Origin of the sequence: Lentzea sp. CA-135723, assembly GCF_050936595.1 — a bacterium.
Lineage (GTDB): Bacteria > Actinomycetota > Actinomycetes > Mycobacteriales > Pseudonocardiaceae > Lentzea.
Genome location: NZ_JBNJMK010000004.1, coordinates 12,916 through 37,922, shown reverse-complemented (window position 1 = coordinate 37,922; position 25,007 = coordinate 12,916). Strand labels below are relative to the sequence as shown.

General features: G+C 67.9%; 33 protein-coding genes. 9 read left to right on the top strand and 24 right to left on the bottom strand.

The features are described from left to right. Positions 1–195: 195 nt before the first annotated feature. The 10 genes from ACQEU1_RS45265 to ACQEU1_RS45220 all read right to left on the bottom strand — a co-directional run bounded on the left by ACQEU1_RS45265 (position 196) and on the right by ACQEU1_RS45220 (position 5,024). Entirely contained in the window at positions 196–426 is a 231-nt protein-coding gene (locus ACQEU1_RS45265) for a hypothetical protein (RefSeq protein WP_433217397.1), read from the bottom strand. 48 nt (positions 427–474) lie between these two features. After that, positions 475–1,407, bottom strand: a complete 933-nt coding sequence (locus tag ACQEU1_RS45260) for a hypothetical protein (RefSeq protein WP_433217394.1) — start codon at positions 1,405–1,407, stop codon at positions 475–477. Then, a complete protein-coding gene (locus ACQEU1_RS45255) occupies positions 1,404–1,814 on the bottom strand; it encodes a hypothetical protein (protein WP_433217391.1) in 411 nt (136 codons plus the stop codon). Before ACQEU1_RS45255 ends, ACQEU1_RS45260 begins: the two co-directional genes overlap by 4 nt. Positions 1,815–1,885: 71 nt before the next feature. Further along, positions 1,886–2,335, bottom strand: a complete 450-nt coding sequence (locus ACQEU1_RS45250; RefSeq protein WP_433217388.1) for an NUDIX domain-containing protein — start codon at positions 2,333–2,335, stop codon at positions 1,886–1,888. Positions 2,336–2,464: 129 nt separating this feature from the next. Continuing rightward, a complete protein-coding gene (locus ACQEU1_RS45245; RefSeq protein ID WP_433217385.1) occupies positions 2,465–3,034 on the bottom strand; it encodes a DUF1643 domain-containing protein in 570 nt (189 codons plus the stop codon). A gap of 106 nt (positions 3,035–3,140) precedes the next feature. Further along, on the bottom strand, positions 3,141–3,356 hold the full coding sequence (locus ACQEU1_RS45240; protein WP_433217382.1) for a hypothetical protein: 216 nt from the start codon (positions 3,354–3,356) through the stop codon (positions 3,141–3,143). Continuing rightward, positions 3,353–3,520, bottom strand: a complete 168-nt coding sequence (locus tag ACQEU1_RS45235) for a hypothetical protein (protein WP_433217380.1) — start codon at positions 3,518–3,520, stop codon at positions 3,353–3,355. Before ACQEU1_RS45235 ends, ACQEU1_RS45240 begins: the two co-directional genes overlap by 4 nt. Before the next feature lie 96 nt (positions 3,521–3,616). Beyond that, positions 3,617–3,856, bottom strand: coding sequence for a hypothetical protein (locus ACQEU1_RS45230; RefSeq protein WP_433217377.1), 240 nt, complete (start codon positions 3,854–3,856; stop codon positions 3,617–3,619). A 159-nt stretch (positions 3,857–4,015) separates the two neighbouring features. Further along, positions 4,016–4,726 carry a hypothetical protein gene (locus ACQEU1_RS45225; RefSeq protein WP_433217374.1) on the bottom strand — a complete coding sequence of 237 codons (711 nt, stop codon included), beginning with the start codon at positions 4,724–4,726 and terminating at the stop codon, positions 4,016–4,018. Between the two features lie 94 nt (positions 4,727–4,820). Beyond that, positions 4,821–5,024 (bottom strand): hypothetical protein, encoded by a 204-nt coding sequence (locus tag ACQEU1_RS45220; protein ID WP_433217371.1) that lies wholly within the window; start codon positions 5,022–5,024, stop codon positions 4,821–4,823. Positions 5,025–5,159: 135 nt separating this feature from the next. Here ACQEU1_RS45220 and ACQEU1_RS45215 point away from each other — a divergent pair, with 135 nt between their 5' ends. Then, positions 5,160–5,474, top strand: a complete 315-nt coding sequence (locus ACQEU1_RS45215) for a hypothetical protein (RefSeq protein ID WP_433217368.1) — start codon at positions 5,160–5,162, stop codon at positions 5,472–5,474. 96 nt (positions 5,475–5,570) lie between these two features. Here ACQEU1_RS45215 and ACQEU1_RS45210 read toward each other — a convergent pair whose 3' ends face one another. The 11 genes from ACQEU1_RS45210 to ACQEU1_RS45160 form a co-directional block, all read right to left on the bottom strand. Then, positions 5,571–7,730 carry a hypothetical protein gene (locus tag ACQEU1_RS45210; RefSeq protein ID WP_433217365.1) on the bottom strand — a complete coding sequence of 720 codons (2,160 nt, stop codon included), beginning with the start codon at positions 7,728–7,730 and terminating at the stop codon, positions 5,571–5,573. Between the two features lie 133 nt (positions 7,731–7,863). After that, positions 7,864–9,495 carry a hypothetical protein gene (locus ACQEU1_RS45205; protein ID WP_433217362.1) on the bottom strand — a complete coding sequence of 544 codons (1,632 nt, stop codon included), beginning with the start codon at positions 9,493–9,495 and terminating at the stop codon, positions 7,864–7,866. Positions 9,496–9,521: 26 nt separating this feature from the next. Then, positions 9,522–9,953: a hypothetical protein gene (locus tag ACQEU1_RS45200; protein ID WP_433217359.1), complete on the bottom strand. Its 432-nt coding sequence runs from the start codon at positions 9,951–9,953 to the stop codon at positions 9,522–9,524. After that, the gene (locus tag ACQEU1_RS45195) at positions 9,950–10,204 is read right to left on the bottom strand and encodes a hypothetical protein (RefSeq protein WP_433217356.1); all 255 of its coding nucleotides are present in this window, start codon (positions 10,202–10,204) and stop codon (positions 9,950–9,952) included. The genes ACQEU1_RS45200 and ACQEU1_RS45195 overlap by 4 nt, the downstream gene beginning before the upstream one ends. Beyond that, on the bottom strand, positions 10,197–10,604 hold the full coding sequence (locus ACQEU1_RS45190) for a hypothetical protein (protein ID WP_433217353.1): 408 nt from the start codon (positions 10,602–10,604) through the stop codon (positions 10,197–10,199). Before ACQEU1_RS45190 ends, ACQEU1_RS45195 begins: the two co-directional genes overlap by 8 nt. Before the next feature lie 264 nt (positions 10,605–10,868). Continuing rightward, on the bottom strand, positions 10,869–11,108 hold the full coding sequence (locus ACQEU1_RS45185) for a hypothetical protein (RefSeq protein ID WP_433217350.1): 240 nt from the start codon (positions 11,106–11,108) through the stop codon (positions 10,869–10,871). 383 nt (positions 11,109–11,491) lie between these two features. Further along, entirely contained in the window at positions 11,492–11,863 is a 372-nt protein-coding gene (locus tag ACQEU1_RS45180; protein ID WP_433217347.1) for a hypothetical protein, read from the bottom strand. A gap of 46 nt (positions 11,864–11,909) precedes the next feature. After that, entirely contained in the window at positions 11,910–12,296 is a 387-nt protein-coding gene (locus tag ACQEU1_RS45175; protein WP_433217344.1) for an RRQRL motif-containing zinc-binding protein, read from the bottom strand. Positions 12,297–12,310: 14 nt separating this feature from the next. Then, positions 12,311–13,441 (bottom strand): hypothetical protein, encoded by a 1,131-nt coding sequence (locus tag ACQEU1_RS45170; RefSeq protein WP_433217341.1) that lies wholly within the window; start codon positions 13,439–13,441, stop codon positions 12,311–12,313. Further along, the gene (locus tag ACQEU1_RS45165) at positions 13,438–14,013 is read right to left on the bottom strand and encodes a WhiB family transcriptional regulator (RefSeq protein WP_433217338.1); all 576 of its coding nucleotides are present in this window, start codon (positions 14,011–14,013) and stop codon (positions 13,438–13,440) included. Before ACQEU1_RS45165 ends, ACQEU1_RS45170 begins: the two co-directional genes overlap by 4 nt. Further along, positions 14,010–14,282 carry a hypothetical protein gene (locus ACQEU1_RS45160; protein ID WP_433217335.1) on the bottom strand — a complete coding sequence of 91 codons (273 nt, stop codon included), beginning with the start codon at positions 14,280–14,282 and terminating at the stop codon, positions 14,010–14,012. Before ACQEU1_RS45160 ends, ACQEU1_RS45165 begins: the two co-directional genes overlap by 4 nt. A gap of 187 nt (positions 14,283–14,469) precedes the next feature. On the opposite strand from ACQEU1_RS45160, the gene ACQEU1_RS45155 reads away from it, so the two are divergent. From ACQEU1_RS45155 to ACQEU1_RS45120, 8 genes are all read left to right on the top strand, one after another. Next, a complete protein-coding gene (locus ACQEU1_RS45155; protein ID WP_433217332.1) occupies positions 14,470–15,306 on the top strand; it encodes a sigma-70 family RNA polymerase sigma factor in 837 nt (278 codons plus the stop codon). A 20-nt stretch (positions 15,307–15,326) separates the two neighbouring features. Next, a complete protein-coding gene (locus ACQEU1_RS45150) occupies positions 15,327–16,394 on the top strand; it encodes a protein phosphatase 2C domain-containing protein (RefSeq protein ID WP_433217329.1) in 1,068 nt (355 codons plus the stop codon). Positions 16,395–16,688: 294 nt separating this feature from the next. Beyond that, a complete protein-coding gene (locus ACQEU1_RS45145; RefSeq protein ID WP_433217326.1) occupies positions 16,689–16,973 on the top strand; it encodes a hypothetical protein in 285 nt (94 codons plus the stop codon). Continuing rightward, complete coding sequence (locus ACQEU1_RS45140; RefSeq protein ID WP_433217323.1) at positions 16,973–18,424, top strand: hypothetical protein; 1,452 nt, start codon at positions 16,973–16,975, stop codon at positions 18,422–18,424. Before ACQEU1_RS45145 ends, ACQEU1_RS45140 begins: the two co-directional genes overlap by 1 nt. An 18-nt stretch (positions 18,425–18,442) precedes the next feature. Continuing rightward, a complete protein-coding gene (locus ACQEU1_RS45135; protein WP_433217320.1) occupies positions 18,443–19,807 on the top strand; it encodes a DnaB-like helicase C-terminal domain-containing protein in 1,365 nt (454 codons plus the stop codon). Positions 19,808–19,965: 158 nt separating this feature from the next. Beyond that, positions 19,966–20,220: a hypothetical protein gene (locus ACQEU1_RS45130; RefSeq protein ID WP_433217317.1), complete on the top strand. Its 255-nt coding sequence runs from the start codon at positions 19,966–19,968 to the stop codon at positions 20,218–20,220. A gap of 756 nt (positions 20,221–20,976) precedes the next feature. Further along, positions 20,977–21,759 carry a hypothetical protein gene (locus tag ACQEU1_RS45125; protein WP_433217314.1) on the top strand — a complete coding sequence of 261 codons (783 nt, stop codon included), beginning with the start codon at positions 20,977–20,979 and terminating at the stop codon, positions 21,757–21,759. Between the two features lie 127 nt (positions 21,760–21,886). Continuing rightward, complete coding sequence (locus ACQEU1_RS45120) at positions 21,887–22,927, top strand: hypothetical protein (protein WP_433217311.1); 1,041 nt, start codon at positions 21,887–21,889, stop codon at positions 22,925–22,927. 293 nt (positions 22,928–23,220) lie between these two features. Here ACQEU1_RS45120 and ACQEU1_RS45115 read toward each other — a convergent pair whose 3' ends face one another. From ACQEU1_RS45115 to ACQEU1_RS45105, 3 genes are all read right to left on the bottom strand, one after another. Continuing rightward, positions 23,221–23,874, bottom strand: a complete 654-nt coding sequence (locus tag ACQEU1_RS45115; protein WP_433217308.1) for a hypothetical protein — start codon at positions 23,872–23,874, stop codon at positions 23,221–23,223. Next, positions 23,871–24,284 carry a hypothetical protein gene (locus ACQEU1_RS45110; RefSeq protein ID WP_433217305.1) on the bottom strand — a complete coding sequence of 138 codons (414 nt, stop codon included), beginning with the start codon at positions 24,282–24,284 and terminating at the stop codon, positions 23,871–23,873. The genes ACQEU1_RS45115 and ACQEU1_RS45110 overlap by 4 nt, the downstream gene beginning before the upstream one ends. Before the next feature lie 129 nt (positions 24,285–24,413). Further along, the gene (locus ACQEU1_RS45105; RefSeq protein WP_433217302.1) at positions 24,414–24,902 is read right to left on the bottom strand and encodes a hypothetical protein; all 489 of its coding nucleotides are present in this window, start codon (positions 24,900–24,902) and stop codon (positions 24,414–24,416) included. Positions 24,903–25,007: the final 105 nt, after the last annotated feature.

Sequence of the window (25,007 nt, the reverse complement as noted above, 5' to 3'; positions counted from 1 at the left end):
GGTCACCTTCACCTGGTCGACGTCGCGCAGGTGCAGCACCTGCTCGGTCGAGAGGGTGTGGGTGTACATCAGGCTGCCGTCCGGACGCTCGGTGTAGATGTTCCAGCGGCCTGGATCGGCGCTGTGGTCGACGACGACGTCCCAGTTGATCGTGAGAGACATGCTGGTTCTCCTTCTGTGGTCGAGTCCTGCGGTTCAGTCGTTGTGAAAGTGGCCGAGGAACGCGGCGAGGCCGCCCTCGTAGTGGCCGCCGATGACCACCAGCACGTCCACGTCTTCGAGGTCCTTGACGGTGAAGTCGGGGTCATCGCTGAGTCCGGAGCGGGCGCCGTACTCCAGCAGTTCCTCTGCAAGGGCGTCGTCGATCCAACGGCGCATCGCGTCCAGTTCGTCGGTGGTGTACTGGCCGGCGCTGGTCGTGGGCATGGCGGGTTTTCCCTCGGATCGATAGCGGCGGAGAGACCGGTCACGTGGTCAGTGGCCGATCGCGGCGAGCGAGAGGTAGACGCGGGCGGCCATGAGGTCGGTGTGCTTGGGCGCGGTGAGGTAGTGCTGGGGGTCGATCCGGTCGAGTAGCTTGTGGGCGTACTCGCGGACGTACTGGTCGGACTCCACGATGCGGATCAGGTCGGTGGCGATGCCGCTGGCCCGGGTCCAGCGTTCGCAGTCGTCCTCGATCAGGCTCACGTTCGCGTGGTGCAGCAGTTCTTCGGCGCGGGCGCGGCACAGGCTGATCAGGGCCTGCTGGCTGGCGGTCAGCCGGACCGGGGCGGGGCGGGGTTCCGGCGTGGTCAGCACGACCGTGTGCTGGGCGCGGTGGCGCTGGTAGTGAACGAACGCGGGCACGCTGCCCGCTATCCACACGAGCGCGGTGACCCCGGCGGCGAGGGGGGCGTGCACGGTCTGGGCGCCGTCGTAGGCCATGGCGGCCGAGGCGGCGCCGACGAGGACCCAGCCGATGCGGGCGCCGTGAGATCCGGCCCAGGCGAACACCAGCAGCACCGCGCAGGCGATGGCCCAGACCAGGGCGAGGCCGTGGGGCGCGAGGGGCAAGCCGAGGGAGTGTTCGGTCAGGTAGGCCGTGATCGGCTCGTGGACCAGGCGCGCCATCTGCGAGTCGAGGATGCGCTGCACCAGGCGGGCGACGTCGCTCTGCTGGGCGGTGTTGATGAGGCTGTTGGCCAGGACGGCGATCAGGGCCAGGCCGCCGAGTGCGGCGGCGATCTGGGCGGCGCCGGAGGCGATGTAGCGCACCTCGGCCCAGTTGATGGTGCGCCACCGGTCACGCAGGCCGGCGGCGATGCGGGCGGCGTCGGCGCGGCGGTCGCGCAGGAAGCCGTGGACGGCGTCGGTGCGGGACGGGGTGGTCTGTTCGGTGCCGGGGTCGGTGTTCAGGTCGCTGGTCACGAGGTGGGTCCTTCCGGGGCGGTGCTGGCGGGTCGTGCGTCGGGCAGGTCGAACAGCGGGTACATCGAGGCCGCCAGGGCGACGGCTCGGGTGTGCTGGCGGGTCTGGGCGTGGTGCTCGGCGTCGTAGTTGAGGTGGCAGCCCTGGCACATCGCGGCCAGGTTGTCCGGGTCGCAGTGCTCCGGGACGTGGTCGAGGTGGGCGGTGGTGAGCACGACGCGGCTGCCGGTGCCGTAGGCCGGCCGGTGGTGGTGGTTGCGGCACCGCTGGTCGAGGTCGAGGTGGCTTGGTGGTCGGCCGCATTCGCCACGGCATTCGCAGCGCCATCCGGCACGCTGCTTGATCGCGAGGCTGACGGCGGCCCAGTCGGCGGGGTAGCGGTCCTGGTTCTCGGGTCGGATGGGCATGGGTGGCTGCTCGTCGTGTGGGACCGGCTGAACGGGCGGGGTGGTGGGCACGCCCGTTCAGCCGGGAGCGGTTAGAGGAAGGGCGGGTAGTCGGCGGCGGCCAGGGCGGCGCGCAGGATCAGGTGGTGGTCGAAGGCGAGCTGGCTGTCCAGCGCGGCCGGCACGGGCACCCATTCCGCGGCTGTGGCGTCGTCTCCGGCGGTGACGGTCTTCATGCCGGGCAGCACGGCCAGGTGGGCGATGCTCACGACACGACCTCGCGGGTCGCGGCCGGGCTCGCTGAAGGTGCCGATCTCGATCAGCGGTTCGTCCTGGGCGATGTCGAGGCCGGTTTCTTCGACGAGTTCGCGAAGTGCGGCAGCGGCGGGCAGCTCGTGCGGATCGACGTCGCCGCCGGGCAGCGCACGGCGGCCCTTGTAGGGCTCGTCACCGCGTTCGATCAACAGCACGTGCCACCGCTGCGTGTCGGCGTCCGGAGCCAGAACCACGATGTCGACGGTGAGGTGCGCGTTCTCGATCACTGGGGTTCTCCTGTGGGGTCGGCGGTTCGTGCACGGCGAAGATGAGTCCGCCCGCCCCGCGAGGTGTGCGGGACGGGCGGGATAAGGCGAGGTAGCGGGGGAGCTGGTCGCTGCGCCGGGGCTGTCGGCTCAGTCGCGGGCGGATGGCGGGTAGGGCGTGAGTGGCTGGTCGGCTCGCAGGTAGAGCGGGTGTGCCGGGCTGCCGTCGCGGTTGAGGCCCAGGCACAGCAGTTCCACTCCGCGCCTGCTGAGCAGTTGCATGACTTCTCGATCGCGGCCGTTGAGGTGGCCGTGCCTGCCCCATCCGGCGATGACGGCTGCGACGCCCTGCACGGCGCTGGAGATCACGTGGTTGTTGCTGCAGCCGACCGGGTTCGGGTGGCCTGCGAGCGCGGCGGGGTTGGTCGAGCGCAGCGCGAACAGGTTGACCACGACCATGCCACCGGCGTTCTCACGGCGCGCGAACCGCAGGCAGCGAGTGATCGTCGAGTCGCAGCAGAACGCGTCGGCCGTCGACGGGTTGAGCATCACGAACATCACGGGAGGCGTATCCGGGCCCCAGACGCGCACGAGCTCGTAGCGATGCGTCCGCGCCAGGTTGAACGTGGCGGCGGCGTACTCGATCAGGTCACCGCCTTCGTCCACGACGAGGTGTTCCTTCTGCTCGCTGGTCGTGCTCCCTGATAGGGGTTCAGGCACGTCGTGTCCTTTCGCCGGCCGAAGTGCGGAGCAGACGCGGAACCGCCCGCCCCGCGAGGTGCGCGAGGCGGGCGGTAGGGGAGTGGTTGATTTGGCCGGGACTCGTTCAGGCGGCGCGGTGCCAGGCGCCGACACCGGAGTCGTTGATGCTGTATCCGCAGCGGAAGCCGAACTTCTCGCAGCCCAAGCACACGAGTTCGGCGTCGGGGTGGCCGCTCAGCTTGACCACCCTGCACGCATCGTTGACGGCCACGATGCCGTCGGTCATCGGGCCGCCGAGCACGTGTTCGAGGGTTTGCTGCTCTTCGGCGGACAGCCTCATACGGTCGCGACCCACTGCTCGGCCAGGTCCTTCGCGTCGGCCTCGTCCTCGAACTCGTAGGGCGTCTCGGTCTTGGTGGGGTGCACGGCCCACTTCTGCGCGCCGACGCACCACACGCCGAACGTGCCGTTCGGTCGCTTACGAGCTTCGAAGGGAACGGTCATAGTGGTCGGCCTCGTTTCGGATTGGTGTGCGCGAGCGGCATGGCTGGTCGCCGCCGGGGTGATAACCGGGTTATCACCCCGGCGGCGAGGGGGGTCTCAGTCCCAGAGCTGGGACCAGCCGGTGACCGGGCCGCGGGCACCAGTGCGGTTGATGTAGTCGACCAGCGCGACCAGGTCGGGGTTGCTGAGCTGCTGGTGTTCCAAGCCGCGGTGCAGGTCACGCACGAGCTCGGCCGGGTCGCTGATCGTGCCGGTGGAGACGAAGCTGTAGGAGGGGCTGGCCTGGCCGTTGTGGTAGTTGATCGCGGCGCGTCGTGCGGCGGCGTCGGTGATCATGGGCTTCCTCCGGGGCGGTGCGAGGCGGACTTCGGGCGGCGAGGTCACGTCGTGTGTTCGGGGTCGTCGGCGTCGGTGTCGGGCCACTGGATGTCGTCCTTGCCCGGCTGCGAGATCAGCACCGGCGGTCTCCGTTCGGGTGGCGGATCGGAGGCGTGCTCAGGCAGGGGTCAGGCTGAACGGCGCGGGGTGCGCGTCCAGGCCGGGCAGCGCGGTGAAGCCGTCGCTGGCGGTGCCGTTGATGCCGAGGCTGGCGAAGCCGTGGCGGGCCAGCACTGCGAGGCTGACCGCGTCGTTGGTGTGCAGGGCGATCCGGTTGCCGGTCAACAGGGTGGTGCGCAGCGGGGTCGATTCCGCGAAGGTGTCGTACAGGTGCAGATGCTCGGTGGCGGCCAGCAGCCCCAGGCCGCACTTGGCGCCTTTGCGGCCGAGCGCGGCGAACCGGTTGGCGCGAGTCTGGTCGAGCAGCGCGTGCATCTCCTCGAGGACGACCAGCACGAGGGGGATGTCGTCGGTGGGCTCCAGCCCGTCGAGGCCAAGGTCGGCCCGCATGTACTGGCGTCCATCGAGTTGCTTCTCCAGCACGTCGAGGATCTCGTCGGCGCGGTCGGGGCCACCTCGGAGAGTGGCCATCTCCCACACCGCGGGAGAGGCGTTGCCGTCCTGGCCGTCGAGGTGGACCAGCATGGTGGGCACCCGATCGAGCAGGCCGTGTGTGATGGCCTCCAGAGCGCGGCTCTTGCCGGCGCCGCTCTCGCCGATGATCAGGCCGTGGTGCGTTCGCCCTGCCGTGTGGGCGAGGTAGGAGGCGGGGCCGGTGCCGTCGTTGTAGCTGGCGAACGGCACGAGGACGGCGTGGCTGGTCAGCATCGGGTTCTCCTTGTGCTGGGGGTGGACATGCCACCGCCCGCCCCGGGCCGGGAGCGCGAGGCGGGCGGTGGCACTGATGAAGGGACTGGGGCTGCTAGCGCATCGCCTTGGCGATGTCCGCCGAGGACGCGGCCAGGACGACCTGGTAGGCCTCCTTGGTCGGCTTGTCGTCGATCACGACGAGGTCCGCGGTGGAGCACTCGCGGGCGAGGTCGACCGCCTCCTGGTCGCTGCCCACCTCGGGGTTGGCCTGGCGGGTGTCGGCGATGACGAGCGGGAGGGCGTCGGTGAGCTTCATTGCGGTACTTCCTTCCGGGGTTACTGGTCGGACATGGCGCCGCCCGCCCTGCGGGGGAGGGCAGGGCGGGCGGCACCATCACCGGCCGGCGGGCCGGGAGCTGGATGATCGGGTAATGGTCGCTACCGTGTGTGCATGGCTGATGAGGTTGAGCAGTGGTCGGCAGCGGCCGGGCTGGGCGGGTTGCGCACTCTGGTGATCAATCGCTACGTGGCAGCGAAAGCCGCCTTCCAGGTCATCGGCCCAAGTACGGACCCAAGCGTTCTCGCGTACTTTCGCCGCCGGTTCGAGGAATTCCTCAAGGAGGGCGGCAAGGTCGCGGACCAGGAATTGCGGCGGTCTGTGCTGCTGATGGTCACTGCTGACCAGCGCAGTCACGGGCTGTCCAGCGACAAAGATGCGGCAAAGCTCGTGCACGTGGTCAAAGAGGTGTACAACGCCATCGCCTGAGCCGGGCTGCTGGTGATAACCGGGTTATCACCTCGTGGTGTTCTTCATGGGGCCTGTTCCGAGGTAGCGGAGCAGGCCCCATGAGTGTGTTGCGGGTCAGGCCACAGCCAAGGCCATGCCCTGCTCGGTGAGTTCGTACCGGACGGCCGGACCGTTGCCGGTCTTGCTGAGCAGGTCGGCATCGATCAGGCCGCGCAGCAGGGTTTGGACCTGCTGGCGGGTCAGCTCGACGACCTCGGCAATCTGGTTGGGCATCGTGTTGCCCTCGCGCACGGCGTCGAGCACGCGACGAGCGGACTCGGTCAGCCCGTCGCACACGAGCGCGGTTTCCCCGGCTGGCGCGACCGCCGTGGGCGCCGGGGTGGCAGCGGTGCGGGGCATGGGAACGTCGACGACCGGCATCTGCAGGCGGATGAGTTTCAGGTCCATCCGGCCCGCCGTCTTCCCACGCGTGACGGTCTTGCCGCTCGTGATGGCGTCCCTCATGCTGGCTGCGCTGAGGGCTGCGGCTGCGTCACCGGCGGCCAGCGTGGCGGCGTCGAGGGTCTCGACGCGGTGATCACGAGCCTGCCGGTACCACTGGCCGACCGTGAGCACGTCGTCCGGCAGCGGTGCACCGGCTTCGGCCATCTCGCGCTTGTTCTTCGCGGACGGCAGGAACTCGTTGCGGTAGGGAGCCTGCCGGGCCTCGGCTCCGAGCGTGTAGCCGTAGCCGGGGATGGCGGGCAGGTCGGTGAGGTTGAACCTGCCGTTGCTGACGATCTGCCCCTGGGCGCGCTCGTCGGTCTTGAGTCCGACCGCGTTGCCCGCGCGCAGGGAGCCGCGCAGCACGCTCTTGAGGAAGGTCTCCAAGCTGCCATCCTGGTCACCCATGATGATCGCGATGCCGGTCTTGCGGGCCTCGCGGGCCAGGGCCGCCCACTGATCGGCGTTGTCCCTGGTGATCACGACGTGGGCTTCGTCGACGATCACGAGGATGCCGGGGTAGTCCGGGCTGGGGGTGAATCCGCCTTTCTCCTCCTCCTCGTCCTCGTCGTAGTCGGCGGTGCCGACATCGGCCGGCGCGGGCGTGCGCGAGTTGCGCTGGCGGTGGGTCTTGAACGCATCCAACCGAGCCAGCACGGTGTCGACCTCGTCGCTGCGGTAGCGCTCGTGGGCGTGCTTCCACAGCGTCGGGCAGCTGATGCCGTCCTGGCCGTCGACGTGGATGACGTAGGTCAGGCCGGTCCACAGCGCCACCAGGCCGATCAGCTCCAGCAGGCGAGACTTGCCGGAGCCGGTGCCGCCGATGACCATGCCGCCCCACATCGAGTCGCGGCCGTAGAGCCTCCAGATCGCTTCACCGACGCCGTCCGCGTACGGGCCGAGCGTGATGTTGCCGTTGTCGTAGCGCGGGCCGCGGAAGTAGACGTCCTGCTTGATCGGCGACCGGAGCACGACGCGCAGGCGCAGCTTGGACGAGTCCATGTTGGAGCTGGCGTCGACCGAGGGAAGAGCCTCGACCACCAGCTGCTGCTTGGTCCAGCGGAGACCGGAGGCGATCTTGCTGAGGGCACCCAAGACCATGTCGAGGTCCTGCTTGCCGGGCACGAGCTGCACCGTGTACTCGACACCGTGCTCGAACGCTCCGACCGGCACGAGCACCGAGCCCGGAACAACACCGTTGGTGCTGCCGATGTTCTCGGCCCACAGCCGGGCGAAGCGGGCCAGCTCGGCCTCACCGATCGGTGAGGCCTCCTCGTCCTGGTCGACGCCGGGGGCGGCCGGCGTCTGCGGGCGCCGGCCGTGGCGGTGGCGTGCCCACCAGCGGGCACCGGCGGCGGTGTCGACGGCCAGAGCCGCGGTGAGGGTGCCCCAGGTGACGCCGCCAAGCACGGCAACCACCATCCACAGCGCGGTGGCTGCGCTGACCAGTCCCGCCCACAGCGCCCAGGCCTGCATCCACTCGTGCCGGCGGCGCATCAGCAGGAACCCGATGGTGCCGCCAACCGCGCAGGCGCTTCCGGCCAGCAGCGCGGCGGCGCCCGTGGCTTCGGCCTGGGCCGACATCGAGTGGATGATTTCGGCCAGGGCGAGCAGGGTGGCGCAGAGGTAGTGCGGCATGAGCTGGGCGCGGTTGAGGCGCTCGGCCTCGACCAGAAGGTCCGTCCAGCTCGGGTGGGCGATGGGGGTGCGGTCGGCGGAGGCGTTGTCGGGAAGTGCGCCCCCAGGGACCGGGGACGTGGTGGTCGGCTCGGTCACGGGGGTCGTGGGCATGAGGGGTTCCTTTCTGGCCGGATGCGGGGGGTGGGGCTGGGCGGGGTCGACGTCGGTTGAGGGCTCGCATCGGCCACGGCGTCCGCGCATCCGGCCGGGAGAACCGGATGCGCGGCACCGAAGCCCTACGGGCCTAGTGGGTGGTCACGAACTCCTTGTTGCCTGCGTCCGGGGTCGCGTTGTAGGCGTCCTGGACGGTGCGGTGGCTCTCCAGCGTCGACTTGAGCGAGGACGCCCCTGCGGCGGCCAGTTCGTACTTCGCGAGTGCCGCCTCCAGCTCGCGGGCGGCACCGACCACCTGTTCCTGGACCGAGGCGATGTCGGTCAGGGCCTGACCGGTGACGCCTCCGTTGACGAGGTTGGCGTGGGCCAGCTCGCACGAGGCCGCGGCCTCGTCGCCGTTCGGCACGGCGGCGGAGATCTGCTCGAAGGTGCTCGTGCAGAAGTCCTGCATCTGACCGGCGTAGGTGATGGCGGATTCGAGGCCGGTGATCTCGGTGGACGTCATGGGGAGCTCCATTCGGATCGGAATCGCGGGAGTGGTGGTGGGCTGGGAACGGCGGATCGGGATGACGTTGCTGGTTTCGGTCGTGGATTCCTCCGTGATGGTGTCGTCCGAGGTGCTGGCGGCGGGGTCGTTGCCGGTCAGCTCCTCGCGCGGCGCGTCGGTGTCGGCGGAGCTGAAGACGGCCGGGTCGGTGCTGTCGCTCGTCGCCGTCTCAGTGCTGGTGGTGGCTGTCGCTTCGGCGGCGGTGCGTTCGGCCTGGCGCCTGGCCTGGGCTTCCAGCACCCGTTCCCGCGCGGCGGGGGGAAGGTCTTCCAGCGCGCTGTAGATCTCGGAGGGGTCGAGGTGGCCGCCGTGGCGTCGGGCCAGTAGTGCGAGGGCCTCGACGTCTTCCTCTCCAGGCGCGGTGATGATCGAGGCGGTGGGGCTGCGCCGGATGTCATCGAGCAGGTCGACCCGCACTGGCAGCGGCAGCGCCATCCAGTCTGCGGTGGACATTGACCAGGTCGAACAGCCAGTGGCCAGGGAGTCCGACCAGCGCTGTGCGAGTTCGCGCTGTTCGGTGCTCATCGTGGCCAGTTCGTCGTAGCCCTTGAAGGAGGCTTCCTCTGGCACGAGCCGGCAGCGACGGGTGAGGTCCTCGGCCAGGTCTCTGGTCGCCCGGCCATAGGGCTTGCGGAACACGGGCGGCACGTCGTCGGGCAGGTCCGATAGCTCTGGAACGGTCGCGGTCCATTCGAACGCGACCGATCCCGGATCCACCGAGCTGCGGGGCGTGCTGCCGGGGACGGGGCTCGTCGGGCCGGTTGCCCTGGCTGGGAGCGGTGGCTCGGCCGGGATCGACGTGCCAGCCGATCCGAACGGGGCTGGCGTGGGAGGCGCGGTGGGCGCTTCCTCTGCCGGGGCGACCTCCGGGGCGACGGCGTCGAACCCGGCCGGGTCCGGGGGCGTGCCGTCCTCGGCTGCCCATTCGCCGCGTTCCTTGGCGATCTTGGCGGCGGCCTTTCGGGCTCGTTTGTCCGCGCGGTGATCGGCCATCAGCTCGCGCTTGTGGTGCGCGCTGTCCCATGCGTCGTCGAGCAGGCCGGTGGCGTACCGGCGGAACTTGCTCGTGGGGGCGGGTCGGTCGGTGGCGTCACGGGCGGCGAGTTTGGCCATGCGGTAGGCGTGTCGTGGGGGTGGTTCGCGGCGGATCGTGGCGGTGGTGTCTTCCCACAGCCGCACGATCAGGTAGGCCGCGAACAGGCAGAGCAGGAACACGGCGACCTCCTTCCGGGATCGGTTTGTCAGGTGAGGAACAGCAGGAACGAGATGACGAAGGCGCCGGCCACCACGACGCGGGAGTTGCTGCGCCACACCCAGGCCAGCCAGTACAGGAGCGCCAGGACCGGGAACCGGACCGCAGCGCCGGCCTTGGCGACCGCGCGGGCGCGGGGGTCGTCAGGCACGTGCGTGCCGCGCAGCTCGTGCTCCCAGATCTCTCGTAGAGGTGGAAGCCCCGTTCGCCATACGTCGGGCGGTGTCCAGGCGGCGCGCAGCTGGTCGGCGACGGCGTGGGTGTGTTCGGTGAGCGTGACGGGTGCGGATCGGGCACCGAGGGTCTCATCGGCGGCCGAGCCGGGGGCGTTGGTCGAGGTGGGCGCCGTGCTCGAGGTGGCCGCCGTGGTCGTGTCGGCGGCGGGCTCGGTCATGGGTTCGGTGGCGGGCGGGTGGGTCATCGGCGTGGGCCTTCCTGGTAGCGGGTGAGCAGCGCTTCCGCCTGGACGACGAGGTCGGCGACAACGGCGGTAACGACGGGGTCGCGCTGTTCTTCGGGGGTGCGGGCGAGCGCGGTGCGGAGGTAGTCGACCGCCGCGGCGAGCCGGTCGAGGTCGCCGCGGCTGGTCGCTACTCGGTGGTGGAAGCGGGTGCGCAAGGCCCTGACCCGCTCGGCACGGCTGGTGCGGTGACCTGCCACGTGATCAGGCACCGATGAGGTAGCCGAGGCCTTGTGAGCCGTACCCCCGAAAAGCCTCGGTCAGCGTCGCCCCGCCGTCCGCAACAGGACCGCTTGAAATGATGAACAGCAGCGGCAGGAAAAACATGGCGATGATTTCGGGACGGTCCGTTGATTTGTCCCGCAACGCGTAGATGATGCCTGCCAGGACGAGGAGTGTCAGCACCGCGGCAATAGACGCGGTGGGCACTTCCGCCTTTCCGGCAGGCCAGGAAAGAATTTTGCTCAGCAGCTGGGCTGCCTTGCTGCCGAGTGACGTGTCAGCAAAGAACGCCGAGGTCAGGGCGGTCAAGATGGCGACTACCCACCACTTCTTCCACTTCTTCCACTTGCGGTGGATCATGATGAGTGCCCCACCGGCGGCGAGAAGCATAAGCCAACTCATTTTCATACCTCTTTCGGTGAACGCCGGGAGGCGTTGTTGTGCGAATTTTTTGGTGACTTTTCAGGCCTCCCGCAGGCAGCCGGGGGAGGGGCCGAGGTGGCGCGTGGGGACCCCTGGGAACTGACAACTGGAAGGGCTTGCTAGGCTCGGCTCTCACGCGCGCACCGCGCGCGAGCGCGTAAGGGTCAAGATCGGCTCTTCCAGCTGCGGCTTTCCAGTTGTCAGTTTCCAGTCGGCCTTAGCCTGGTTGATCTACGGGCAGTGGCGTGGAAAGCGCTTCGGCATGGTCGAGGGAACAGCCTTGTTGCCGGGCGCTGCGAGCGTGTCGAGCCGGGCCGTAAGCAGCCCTTGGAGCTGCTCGTCAGGAAGGTCCTCGCCGTAAATCTGGCGGGCGAGGTCAACGGCGAGAGTTGCGAAGTGTCCTTTGCTTGCGAGTTCGGCCATCTCGCCGAGAGAGTCCATGTACGGATAGTCGCTCCTGGACAACGCCATGCATTTTCCTTTTCTGATCTTCTGCTTGAACTAATACGAACGGCACTGAATTAGCGGAGCCGTTGCTTCCCTCCCGCTCCACCTATTTGGACACGTCAACAGATGGGTGGAGCGAGCGGCATTCAACGGATCGTTGAAGCAAGCAGCGCGGACCGTCATGCACCAGCAATCCGAGCAATGGGGCTTCGGCTGGCCAAGAGGACGGCGGCGCTGCGCCGCATACACGCTATGTAGTTCTCAAAGGACAAGACCGGCGATAGTGGGGGTCCGTCAGTGGTGACCGGTCCTGCTCATCGGGTCGTCGTGCTCCCAGCCCGTCTTGACGGGGCTGTCCTCTTCGGAGTGGGAGCGTTCTGAAGTTGGTGGGACGTGCTTCACGCTGTTCAGGCGGGCTGCGCGGCGGCGATCTGGGCGGCGATCCGGGCGGCGCGGCGGTACGCACGGGCGCTTTCCAGCGCCTTTTCGCGGAGCGCGCTGCTGAAGAACTCGTCCTCAGCGGCGGCCTTGACCAGCTGCTTGTCGCAGGCCTCGACGTCGCCGCCCTGTGGCACGCCGTAGCTGAGCACCAGTTCGGCCAGCGCCAACCAGCCGTTCGCGACGGCCGAGCAGTGGGCGGCGCGGGTCACCTGCGCGTCCTTGGCCTCGTCCAGCAGGGCACGTGCGGCGGTCCAGCAGCGAGTGGCCTGCTCCATCTCCTGGGCGGTCCGCTTGCCGGTCAATCGGCTGGCGCGGGAGTCAACGTTGGTGATCGTCATGGGGTTTCTCCTTGTCGAACGGGGTGTCACGTGGTCAGTCAGGCGGTCAACTGTTCGGTTTGGACGGTCCGGCGACGCTGTAGCAGGGGCCGCACAGGCCGGTGCGGACGTAGTGGTCGACCGGGCCGCAGATCTGGCACACCCGGCGGGCCGCGAGCGCTGCATCGATCGCGGCCCTCATGCCGGGTGTGCACGGCCGCTTCTCGCAGGCCTGTTCGACGGGGAACAGGGCTGCCCAGCGGCGGTAGGGACGGCCCGTGGCGCGGGCGCGGCCCCAGATCAGCAGGGCGACCGGGTCGCCGACCGGGCGCAGGCGTTCGTCGGCGAGCTGACGGCGAGTGAGAAGGCCGGCCGGGGACGAGTTCCAGCCGAACGCGGGCAGGCCGTCGACAACGTCGCGGGCGATCGCGCTGCGGCCGTCAGGCAGGGTCACGGTCAGCATCTCGATCACGCGTCCCGGTCGAGGCGGGCGCGGACGGCGATGGCGTAGTTCATGCCAACTTCGAGCGCCGCGCGGATCTTGTAGGCCTTGGCGTCGGCGGCCAGCGATCCCTGACTGATCAAGCGCCGAGCCTGCTCGGTCAACTCGGTCACCCGCGCCTCGAACGCGTCCTCGACCGGCCCGTACCCGGCCTCGGCCGTAGCGCTGGTGGCGGTGTCGTGCCTGATCTCCGGCTTGACGGCCTGGTGGGCGTCACTCGCGATGGCGTGGTTGAGGCGGGAGAACTCCTCCCACAGAATCGGCAGCGCCCGGACGATGGAGACGGCCACGATCGGGCCGAGTGAGTGCAGCACGAGGTCCGAGATCTCGAACTTGACCGCACGGCCGACTGGCGCGGGCAGGGTCGGGTAAATGTTCATCCCGAGAGTCAGCAGGAGGAACACGCCCTCGATCCGGTTGAGGGTCCGCGAGCGGACGTGGTGCCCGCGGATCGCCAGGAACGCCTTCGCGCCGACGATCGAGAGCAGGCCCAGGCTCAGGAAGGGTTCGACGAACCAGCCGCTGATCCAGTCCAGCGTCCAGGCCGCCGCGTCACCGGCCGCGAATCCGTGCACGCCGAACGTGGACCAGGCCAGCGCGAGCGTCAGGGAGACCAGGGCGGCGATGGTGAACACGCGCAGCGCGGTGGCGGCCTGCAGGGCACGGACAGCGGGGAGCTGGTTGAGGACGTGCAGCTTCTCGGCCTCCTGGCCGGCGAGCCGCTTCTCGAGAACCTTCCGGCTGTCCAAGTCCAGCGCGACGCGCCGGGCGTAGAGAGCCTTGAGGCGCTCGCCCTCCGCGACCTCGATCTCCAGGTCGACCACCGTGTCGGTGAGGCCGTACGCGGCCGGAGGAAGCGGCGCGTCCAGCTCGTCGTCGACGGACAGGTCCGCGCCGAGCTCGTTGGCGTTCGACTTGGCCGGCGTCTGCCCCTGGTGCACGCAGGACTCGGGGTGCACGGCGTCCATGCGGATCAGGCGCTCGGTCTGCAGAAGGTGCTGCTCGATCTCGTGCACGCCGCGGGCTGCCTCGCGGCCGATCTCATCGCCGTCGTCGTCGAATCCTGGCGTCTTGTTCGCGGCGGTCATCGGGGTCACGCCCCCTTCGCGAACAGGTCGTCGGTGTCGCTGGTGGCGGCGATGTACTGCGCGACCCACTCGTCCTGGTCGAGCTCCACGGCCGGCCTGAACACGGCGAGGACCGGCGCCACGGGGTGTTCCTCGACGATCTCCGCCGTCTCGCGGAGCTCCGCCGCCTCGCGCCGCTCTTCGGCGATCTCCGCGAGCAGCTCGTCGACCGACTTCCGGTTCCTCGATGCCGACGTCACGGCGGGCACCGAGAGCTGAAGGTGCTCGGGCTGTGCCGACGCCACAGCGGGCACCAGGGGCTCGGACTTCTTGCACTTCTTGGACTTCTTGCGCTTCTCGCCCTCGCGAATCGCCTCGCGGTCCTGCACGGTCAGCCCACCCCAGATGCCGTCGCTCTGGGTCATGCCCCACTCACGACAAGGAGCCAGAACCGGGCAGCCGTTGCACATGCGGATCGCCTTGGCGGCCTGGGCAATCGCGCTCGGCGAGGTCAACCGGCCGCGCTGGGACGTAAGAGGGAAGTGCAGTTCGGGGTCGACACCCGGCCTCGTGCACGCGCCGTTGCTCTGCCAGTTCTTCACGCCGCCACCTCCAGCACGACCTCGTCGTTGCTGGCCGGGGCGTCGGTGCTGATCGGGGCGGTGGAGCCGAGCACGCGCTGGCCGGTGGCCTGGGCGAGCAGCAGTTCGGCGTGCGCGGTGCGCAGGAGAGCGTCGTCGTCGAGCTCGGCGTCGTACAGGAGGAACACGCCGTCCAAGGCCTGCAACGTCTCCTTGTCGAGCACCTGCAGGTGCACCAGCGGCACCGCGGCCGACACGCCGACGTCCTGAGCTGCGATGATGGCGTCCATCGGGTCTCCCTGAGTGATCCGGTGTCTGGGCCTCGGCGGCTGCTACCGCCGGGGCCCTTCCGCAAGAACCCTTACGCAAGGGGTCTTGCGCTTACCGGATCGAAGCTAGGTCTATCCCCCCAAAGCTGTCAAGACCCCTTGCCGATCGGACTTGCGCAAGGGGCCTTGACGAGCAAGACTGTTCGCCATGGACGCACGGGCCGCACTTGAACAGGTGGAGGCGACCGCTGACCCCGAGCAGCGGCTGATCCAGGCACACCACCTTGTCAGCGAATTCGCGAGTTTCGGCTCGGAAGCGGCGCGAATTCGCCGCGAAGCGGCCGAAGCCCTAACCGCTAAAGGCAAGAGCCAGGTCGACATAGGAAAATTGATCGATCTTTCCAGGTCGCGAGTTGGCCAAATCATTTCCCACGGCCCTCGACCTCAGCGCGCTTTTCTCGGAAGCGGCAAAATAACCGTCGCCATCGGCGGAAAGCAAGAGGGACAAAAAGTCAATCCGAGCGCCGTAATCTCCGCAGAGGCACTCTCCGCCTACAAGGCACTTGACAAGCTTGCATCATCCTTTGGCCTTGAGGCCGAATACGAGCTGATCCCTCCGCCTGGGATAGTGCGCCTGAATCGACCTAATCTAATCGTGATGACAAGCCCTCGCCTTTTGCCTCTCGTCGGACAGGTGCTCGAATCAGATCAGAGCCTGGCCTTCGAGAGTGGCGCCCAGGGCTGGTACTTGCGAGATAACGCAAGCGGCATCGAATACCGCTCTCCTAGCGATTCGGGCGAAGCTGCTGACTACGCATACATCGGCCGACTCCCACGACCGGACGGACAAGGGACATTCTTGTACTTGGCTGGCATTCACGCCATGGGCACAAGAGGAGCCGCCCAGTTCCTGGTCGACAACATCGACGACCTGTATGACGAGGTCAAAAAGAAGCGGTTCTCTACGCTAATCAGGTGCGACTACCACCCTGACACCCGTGAAATAACCGCCACCCAGCAGGTTACGCCGATCTACACGGTTTAGTAATGCGAGGAGTTTCGGAAATGTACTTCACCAGCCACACGTCTCCCAGCAAAGCAGGAGACCAGAACGAGGACTGGCTTGCGGCAACGTCCGACGTCATCGTCATCCTGGATGGCGCAACGATCCGCACTGAAACCGGATGCAGCCATGGCGTTTCGTGGTATGCGCGTAAGCTGGGAACCGCAATTCTCGACGGTGCTGGTAGTCACTCACGACCCCTGAAAGTGGTACTCGCAGACGCAATCGGGGCGGTTGCGGCCCTGCACGAAGAAACCTGCGACCTTACCCATCCGGGCACCCCTTCAGCTGCCGTTGGCATAATTCGATTCAGTGAAGGTTCGCTTCAATACCTGGTACTTGGCGACGTTTCACTTGTCCTCGAAATGTCGGACCTGGAGGTTCAGGTTCTTTCTGACGACCGCGTCAGCAAGACCGGAAGTCACGAGCGGAAGATCGCCGACGGATTCGCGATCGGAACTCAGGAAAAATATGAGGCGATGCTTCGAATGAAGCACGCCGAACTCGGCGCACGCAACGTTCCAGGCGGCTACTTCATTTCCGCAGCGGATCCATCCGTTGCGGAAGAATCCATCACGGGCAGCTTGCCACTCCGAAATGTAGTCCGCCTCGCGGCAATGACCGATGGCGCCGCGCGCATCGTCGATCTGTTCAGTTCTCGATCGTGGCCCAGGGTTCTGAACACCCTAGAGCAAGACGGACCCTCGGCTCTGCTCGCAATCGTTCGAGAGCTAGAAGAGGCCGATCCAACAGGCGAAAAGTACCCGCGCAATAAGAAGTCCGATGACGCCTCCGTTGTGTTTGTCGACCCGCACCGCGTACCTACTCGCTGGAATGGTGCGAGGCCTGGGCGTCCCGTCAATTTCGAAGTTGACTGGGATTCGGCACGCGTCAAGAGCTCGCGAGAGGAAACCCTCGCCGAATACCGCAGGTTGATGCAGTCGGGACTCATGGGTGAAGACCCAGACGCCTGGAAGCGCCACAACCCAGAACTCGCGGAGCAGGCTCGCCGCAAGAAGGTTGAGGCAGCTCGCGAACTGGTGGCCGAGGCCGACACGCCGAGCAGGTAGGTGGTGCATGAACTCCCTAAGCAGGGGGAGTATCAGCGCCTAGAAATGCCACAGGCCAGGAGCGCCAACTCCCGGCCTGTGTCTGGCAGGACGAGCACGAGGGAGCTGCCCTCGTGAACCCGCACGTTCACCAGCAGGGTACGACACCTGAGCCGCGGTTCGCGACAGCTTCCCTCGTGCGTCACAAGAACGGAGCTATGACGCATGAGGCACCACCCATCGGACGACGGTCGTCGTCCGATCGAAGTAGTTGCAGGTCAGTGGTCCAATTCGGTCTCGGTTCCGCTGTGGCCGATGCTGCATCCGGAGCTCTCGGCGCCGGCCCGCTGTTTGGTGCCGTTGATCGTCGCCGCAGCTGAGCGTGTAGACGGCCACAGCCGGTCACCGCTTGTTCCTGACGTCGCCTCGACGATCATCCACGGGAACTTCTTCACCGCGCTCGGTGAGCTGGCTTCGATCGGCTTCGTTGAGATGCGCGAGGACTGCATCCGCTTCCGTTCCACCCCGCCGCTCGGGTTCACCGGCCCTCGCAACCTCGCCGAGGCCAGCACGCACTACGGCACGCCGGGTGCTGCCTGATGAACGTGGACAAGCAGTTTGGAAGCACTCCGATTCGCTCGGGTGCTGGCGACTCGCCTTCCGACGTGTCGGTGCCGTTCTGGATCACCGCGTGCGTCCGTCTGATGCCGCCCGAGCGCAGGATGGACAGCGGCCGCAACAAGGGCCAGGTCCTGCCGATCACCGACACGCTCGCCAACGCGATCTTCCCGGCGGTTCAGGCCCTGATCGCGGACCGGCTCCGAACCGAGGGCGAGGCGAACGCCCCGCTGAACCGCGACAAGATCGCCCGTCGCTGCGGGATCTCCGATGCCTCGAAGGCCAGGTGGATCTTCGACTACCTCGAGTCGATCGGCTTCCTGCGCATCCGCCGGCACTACGCCGTACCGGGGCGCGGCCGCGGGTACGACACGTTCACGGTGTTCACGAAGCCGCCGCTGGGGTACGTGGGTCCGCAAACCCACGCCGAACTTCAGCGGGCCATGGACGATCCCGACCGCCTGCCGCAGGGAGACCTGTTCGTCAGCGAAACCGCAGGTCACACCGAACATGCCGGATCTGGCACCTTCGGTAACGACCAAGGTGCCGGATCTGGCATGTTGATCAGCGAAACCGCAGGTCACACCGAACATGCCGGATCTGGCACCTTCGGTAACGACCAAGGTGCCGGATCTGGCATGTTGATCAGCGAAACCGCAGGTCACACCGAACATGCCGGATCTGGCACCTTCACTCAGATTGATCGATCTTCGATCTCCTTCGGAGAAGGAGAGATCGAAGGATCGATGCCCGTGCCGGGCGGAGCGGCGATGCCGCCCGCCACGGGCAAAGACGAACGCCTGGCGACCGAGGTGCGCACGGTGATTCGGCGGCTGGACTGGGCGGCGTGGAAGCGGATCAAGAACAAGCCGAACTTCGTCCTGAACCGCAACGACGCCTCCGCCATCGAGGCGGCCATGTGCGCGGCGATCACCAGCGGCAAGATCACGCTGGCCGAGGCGACCGAGATCGCGTGTCTGGCGCTGCCCGAGGCCAACGGCGTGGTCTACCTGGTCAGGGCGTTCGGGTCGAAGCTGGCCGAGTGGACGCAGCGCATCCAGGCCGAGCCGCTGGAGCAGGACACCCTGCCGTGGCGGGGCCAGTCCACCCCGTCTGGCAATGATCATCAGACCGGCGTTGCTGGCCCTGAGTGGCCCGCTGACGGCTCGAACGGCGTTAGGGAGGGAAGCAACCCGCGAGGCCGGGCTCTAGCGCCCGGAGAGGCCGAGGTGGAGCGGCTGCTGGCGGCGGGGGAGTCCGGCGCCGAACGCGCCGATCAGCTTCTTGGCACTCGCGAGTGGCGTGCGCCAGAGCGGGGCGCCGCGGGTGCGCTGGAGTACGTGCAGGTCATCGTCCCGAGGGCGGCACGCGAGTTCATCGAGGCCCGTCGTGACGCCCTGCTCACCGCGTTGTCGGCGGCCAACGTCCAGTAGCCGCGGATCTTCCCCGCCATGCCCTCGTTGCCCAGCACGAAAGGCCTGCTCACCATGGCTAAGACCGCTGCTCCCGCCGCTACGACGGTGCTCGACGTGTTCGCCGAAGCCGAGGAGCCCGTCAGCCGCGATACCCGCAGGCAGGAACTGATCCTGCTGGCAATGATGCTCAAGACCCCGCTGGCGATGTCGCGTGAAGTGCTGGAGCTGCCCGCCGGCTACTTCACCGGCCTGCGCCACCAGGAGGTGTGGGAATACCTGGTCGAGCGGGCCGAGGCCGGCCTGGACGGCGACGTGCCCGCCGTGGCCTGGCACCTGCGTGACCGGCCCGGTGCCGAGGAGTTCGTTTCGCAGCTGGCCGACCTGAGCCTGTCGCTGCTGCCCGGCTCACCCGAGACGCTGGTCGAGATCATCGCCGAAGGACACCGGCATCGTCTCACCGAGCAAGTGCTCACCGCCTCCTACCAGCGCCTGCGCGACGGCGACGTCGACAAGGCGATCGAGATCCTGGGCTCGATCGACACCAGCGTTGGCACGATCGACCGGCCCTCGACCCTGCTGGACGCCTGGGCCCAGGCCCAGGAGGAAGCCGAGCTCGGCCTGCCCGTGGTGCCCAGTCCCTGGCCCAAGCTCAACGCCGAGCACCTCGGCGGCGGTTGGCGCGGCCGGGCGTGCTACTTCTTCGCGGGTATGCCGGGCGCGGGCAAAACCGTTGCGCTGCAATGTATTGCAGCCGACGCCGCCGAACGTGAACGCAACGTCAGCATGTTCTCGTTGGAGATGGTCCGGTCCGACCTGGCCCGACGGTTTTTGTCGACCGCCGCGCGCGTGCCGATGAGCGAGATGATGCGGCCCAAGCTGGACCTGCTTGTCGAGACGCGGGACGCCGTGAACAAGGCCCTGGCTCGTATCGGCCGGCGCGTGCACATTCACGACCCCCGTCTGACCGCCTCCCAGCTGCGTGCCCAGGCCCGTATCGACGTCAGGCGGCACGGGTGCGACCTGATCGGCATCGACTACGTCCAGCTCATCAAGGCCGACGACCCGCGTATGCCCGAGCGCGAGCGCATCGAGTACGTGGTGGGCGAGCTCGACGACATGGCCAAGGAACTCTGCGTGCCCGTAGTCGCCCTGGTCCAGCCCAACCGTGGGGCCGCCCTCGCGGAACGCAAACTGCAAATGACCGACATGTTCGGATCCGGCGCGCTGGAGCGGTTCGGCTCGATGGTCGTCCTGCTCAACAAGGTGGTCGACGAGGACGAGCAGGGCAAGCCGGTCGCGACGGGCCTGGTGGACTTCGACATCGACAAGTGCCGCTTCGGTCCGACCGGCAGCGTGCGGATGGTTGCCGACTTCGGCCGGCAGCGCTTCGAGGAAGTGTGACCGCCGACGCACTCGGGACGGGTTCCTCGAACAGCCACACGAACCTCCGGCCCGTCGTTCGCCGTCGGCCCAGGCGGACCTGCGTCGTGACGGACGCTGCGGCCAGGTTCTGAGCATCCTGCCTACCCAGCCCCAGATCTCAACCGGAAGGACCCTGCGTGATCCAGCTCTTGTTCACCCTGCACGGCGACAACGGAGAGATCGAGCACCAGGAGGTCGAGAACGTCGACCTCCTGGTGCCGCGCGTCGGCGAGCTGGTCAGCTTCGATCCGCACCGCAGCTATCAGGTGATCGACGTGCTGTGGCACCTCGGCGGCGACCCGTACGTGTCGATCACCGCGTGCCAGCGGAATTGGCACGCGCACATCGCTCAGGTCCAGGAGGAATGGGCGAACGTCAACCGCGGCGTCTGATGACGCACGAACCACCCGACCTGACGCGTCAGGTACGCGTCAGGTCGGGTGCTGGCGCGAGGGACTGGCGTGCCACCATTGCCCGCTTGCCCACTCGGCCAAGACACGGAACGGAGTCGTCTGGTGAGCACGGACGAGATCAGTACGCGTTCCTCCAGCGACACCGGTGATCGGCACCACCAGGCGCTGGCGCGCATTAAGACCAAGCGCGACATGATCAACTACGCCTTGGAGAACATGCCTCGGGGCGCGACGGTGGAAGAGGTTCGGGCGTGGCTGACGGACCACGGCCAGCAACCTCCCGCCCGTACCTACGCCAGTCCCGTGGTCAATGCCTGGCGAGCTGAGAACGGCGTTACGGACACCAGCGGCAACATCCTGCTGACGCCGCAACTCGAAGCCGCGCTCAGACAGGTCGAGCAAGGAGACGAGAACACACAGGAGTGGCCGTTGGTCGCCGGGCAGGGAGTCCAGCAGCCGAACGGGGAGCGTGCCGCGCCACGCCCGTATCCACTGGCCACCGCAGGCGCGTTGGCGAAAGAACCTGACGCGTCAGGTCGCGCCGGTCGAACGCTGGCCCCGTCATCAGACGCGTCAGGTGACGGGACGGCCATCCCCACGGTTCGTCATACGACGAAGCAGGTTCGCGAGGTGTCAGGACCTGACGCCGACCAGACGCCGGTCCCGGTACCGGCTGCGTCAGGCGACGCGTCACCTGACGCAGCCGGTTCAGGTGCGCCGGCGGGCGAGGCGTCCATGGCAGACCTGGCGTCGATACGGCGGACGCGCCGCGCCGCAGTCCCCGTGTTCTACCTCGGCGCGCTCGTTGGCACGGCGGTTTCCGCGCTGACGTCCTACAAGTTCGTGGGCGAGGCGCTCGGGATCTCCGGGTTCGTGCTGTCGTGGAACCACCCGCCGCTGGGCCTGCCACCCATCCCGCTGGACCTCGAACGCCTGGCGGTGTTCGCCGGCGTGGAGATCCTCCTGGTGGGGTGCGCGATCGCGATGCGCGCGAACGTGCTGCGCTCCGGCGACGCCGGGTCGGCCCGGACCGTGGCGTGGCTGATCTCCCTGTTCGCGGCGTTCGCGGCGTTCGCCGTGTCCCCGAGCATCACGGCCGGTCTGGGCCGCGTCATCTTCGGCCCCGTGCTGGCCATGACCGCCCTGCACCTCGCACTGGGCCTCGACGCCCGATCGCACAAGATCGAACTGCGGGGGGTGTGGGCCCAGGTAGCCCGCGAGATACGCGAACGCATGCTGTCGCTGCTGGGCCTGGGAGACGACGCGCGCGACGCGCTGGCCCGCACCCGTGACCGAGCGGCACTGCGAGCCGCGCACCTCGCGATCGCCGTGCAAGCCACCCCCACCGGACCGAAGGCCTCACGGGCACGGACGAGGAACCTCAAGAAGCTGCGCCAGGCCCTGCACGACAGCAACATCGCCCACGATCCAACGGCGAAAGACCGGATGATGCTCGAACTGGCGACCTTGCAGCACGCCGATCGGCTCGCGGAAGCCGACTTGCCTTCTCCCTGGTGAAGGCCCTACAGGACGCGTCATATGACGCGTCACATGACGCCGATCGAACGCCAGTCCCTGTTGCCTGACGCGTCCTGTGCTCGGGTGAACTGGTCCTGCCGTTGCTTGGACTTATCAGGAGACGCCATTGCCCAGCGACGATGTGCAGCCAACCGCGGGGGTGCCGGGCAACCGGTCCCACGGGCTGGCCGCCCGCCCAGACGACGAGACCGGCGGGCGCGATGTCGGGTCCGCAGCATCCACCTACACCCTTGGCCAGCCCCATTCGCACATTCACACGCTCGACGAGCTGCGGGCCGTCACCGGGGACATGAGCGAGGAGGACGTCCAGCAGGCACTACAGCACTTCCGTGACGTGCTCGTTCCCCGCTTGGTGCAGATGGTGGAGTCTGCCGGTGGCGCGCTCGACGCTCTCGCCAACGTGCGACCGATCTTCGGCGTTCTAGCCGTGACCATCTCGAACGCCAAGCTGGTCAGCGACGCGTGGGCACAGAACGTCGCTCAAACTTTGAGCGCCTTGGCCTCGGTGCTGCGCGACCTGCCTACGAAGATCATGAGGGAGGAAGGGCCACCGAACTGGAAGGGACTCACCGACGAACAGCTCGACGCCGTGATCGCCACGGCGACCTCCGGCATTCCGGTCGCATGGGTTCCGCGCGCGGAGATCCTGCAGGTGCTGCTCGCCGCAGACGAGGCCGACCAGCTCACCGTGCTCAACGCCCATGCCACGGCCATCGTCGATGACTGCGCCGCCGCCGTCAGTCAGGCTCGGTCAGGAGAGTTCGATGAGCTCGCAGGCTACGTCGAGGAGGCCATCTCGGCCTACCGAGCGGGCCATCTGGCCGCGTCCCAGGCACTCTCGGCCAGCATCATCGACACGCTCCTGCGCGTCACCGTTCTCGAACCCGTCAAGTACGGGTACTACAAGACGGTGAAGGACACGATCGCCGAAGGACCGGACTGCGTTCCGCGCGTGATCGCCTGCCTGCCGGTTCTGAACGCGCTCGAGAACTTCGACGGCCACTCCGACGTCCCCGCCAAGTTCAACCGGCACGCTTCCGCGCACGCCGTCTACGCCCAGCAGTACACCAGCACCAACGCGCTCATCAGCCTCATGCTGGCCACATCGATGCTTCGGCAGGCCCACCACGACGCATCCGAGGTCTAGTTGGGAGCCAAAAGCAGGGGCCCTCGCAGACTAGGCGAGGGCCCCTGCTTGTTGGATGTCATCTGGCACGACCTCCAGCCCCAGCCAGGAGACCGCACCTGGCCAGGTGCTTGGGCAGCAGGCATCCGCTCTTCCTGATCTTGGAGGGCGAGACCTACGTTGCCCCGGCTCGACGGGGAAAGCCTCGTTCAGCTCCAGAGGCGTTCTCAGTTGCTCGGCGATGGCGGCCGCGGGGACCCAGCCGAGGAAGTCGTACGGTTCGGTCGGCGGCCGTTCCCGCGGCATCCGGTTCGTCATGCACCGCCGCCGCTTCCTGGCTTGGTGCTGTGTTGGCGCGGCCTGGGCGTGGCGGCGTCCGCTTCGTGGATGGCTTTCAGGTGGTTGCGCACGGTTCTGACGTTGACGTTCAGTTGCTGGGCGATGTCGATCTGACGTGGTGTGGTGCCGGCGTGTGCGTGCTCGTCGAGGATGGCGCGGATCTTCTTCTCCAGTTCGGCCGCGTCGGCGCGCTGGGCTTGGGCGATGCCTTTGGGGCGGCCGGCGGGGTTGTAGCCGCTGCGGGTCTTGCGGGTGCGGTCGAACTCTTCGACGGTGCTGCGCAGCCAGAATGGTGCGCCGTGCTTGTCTTCGGGGACGTCCGGGCGGGGGAACGTGTCGCGGGAGCGGCCGGTGCGCCAGGAGTTGCTGTTGAGGCCGAGCAGGGCCGCGGCCTCGTACAGGTCGAGCAGGTCGTCGGGTGAGTCGACTTCGGGCAGCGTGGGGATCGGCTTGCCGAGGGCGTGGGCCTCGGCCTGCTCGCGGTCCCACAGCCGTAGCTTGTGGTTGTAGACGGGAGCGGGGTGTCCGTCTGCGGACCAGGGCTTGCGGCGGGCGGCGGTCGCCGGGGTCATCCCGTGCAGCTGTCCGATCGTGTCCTTGTTGATGACGTCGCGGCCGGCGCGGATCATCGGCCGGCCCTCTGCAGCTCGGTCAGCAGGTCGTGGCGCAGTTCGGCAAGCATGCCGAGGGACTGCTCGACCGAGGCCGGCGCGGGGGTGAATCGCAGTTCCTGGCTGGCGCCGGCCAGGAGGACGAACGGCGCCGGCGAGGTCAGCACGCGCAGCTCCGCGGCGCCGAAGGCCTCCTCGATGGCCGCGGCCGCGGTGGCGGCGTGGCCGGCGGCGTAGACGGTCCTCGAGGGCGATGCCAGCGTCGCGCCGGTCCCCGTGAGGGCGCCGGTCCCCGCGAGGGCCTGGTCGTGCGCGGTGGGGCCGGCCTGCGGGGCCGCGGCGGCGTGCTCGTCGAGCAGCTGCCAGGGATGCGAGTTCATCGGCGTCTCCTGTGGTGTCGTGGCGGTGGCGCGGTCGTGTGTCTTCACGGTGCTGTCTTCCGTCGTGCCCAGGCGAGGCACCTGGTGGATCTGTGGATAACTGCTGGGCTGTGGATAACTGCGCTGATGTGGGCGACCGAGTGGATGGGGGACCTCGATCGAGGTCCCCCATCCCGCTCAGGCCAGCGGTGCCACCTTCCCGAGTGCGTCTTCCCAGATGTCGGTCATGGACGCCCACGCGGCCTGGTCGAGTACCAGCCAGATCACCGGCCCGATCCTCAGCTCCAGGAGCGGCAGCCCGTTGGGCACGGTGGGCGGTACCAGGCGGGAGGACTGGCCCGGCAGCGCGTCGAGGTGGAGGACCACCCCGGCCACGTGCTGTGCCATCGACGGGCGTCCGACCAGCCTGGCGGGCAGCTGCGCGGGCAGCCGCCGGGCCAGCACCGCCGAGCCCCGCCAGATCTCGGTGACGTGCTTGACCGTCAGATGGGGCTGCGCCACCCGGCACAGCACCGGTCCGAGCTGGAGGCTGACCACCGGGCTGCTGGTTCCCCAGCCGAGCAGGTCGATCTGGCTGGCCTGCGGTCCGGCCACGGTGACCGTGGTCGAGTGCACGTAGGCGACTTCGGCCGTGGCCTGGGTCCGGACGGTTCCCGCTGCGATCATCAGCGTTGTTCCCCTCTGTGGAGTTGTCGCGGTTCTCGCCGATCCGGGTCGCGACACCCTTACCGGCAAGAAGAACAATAGCACAGATGATAATCAGTGGGCAAT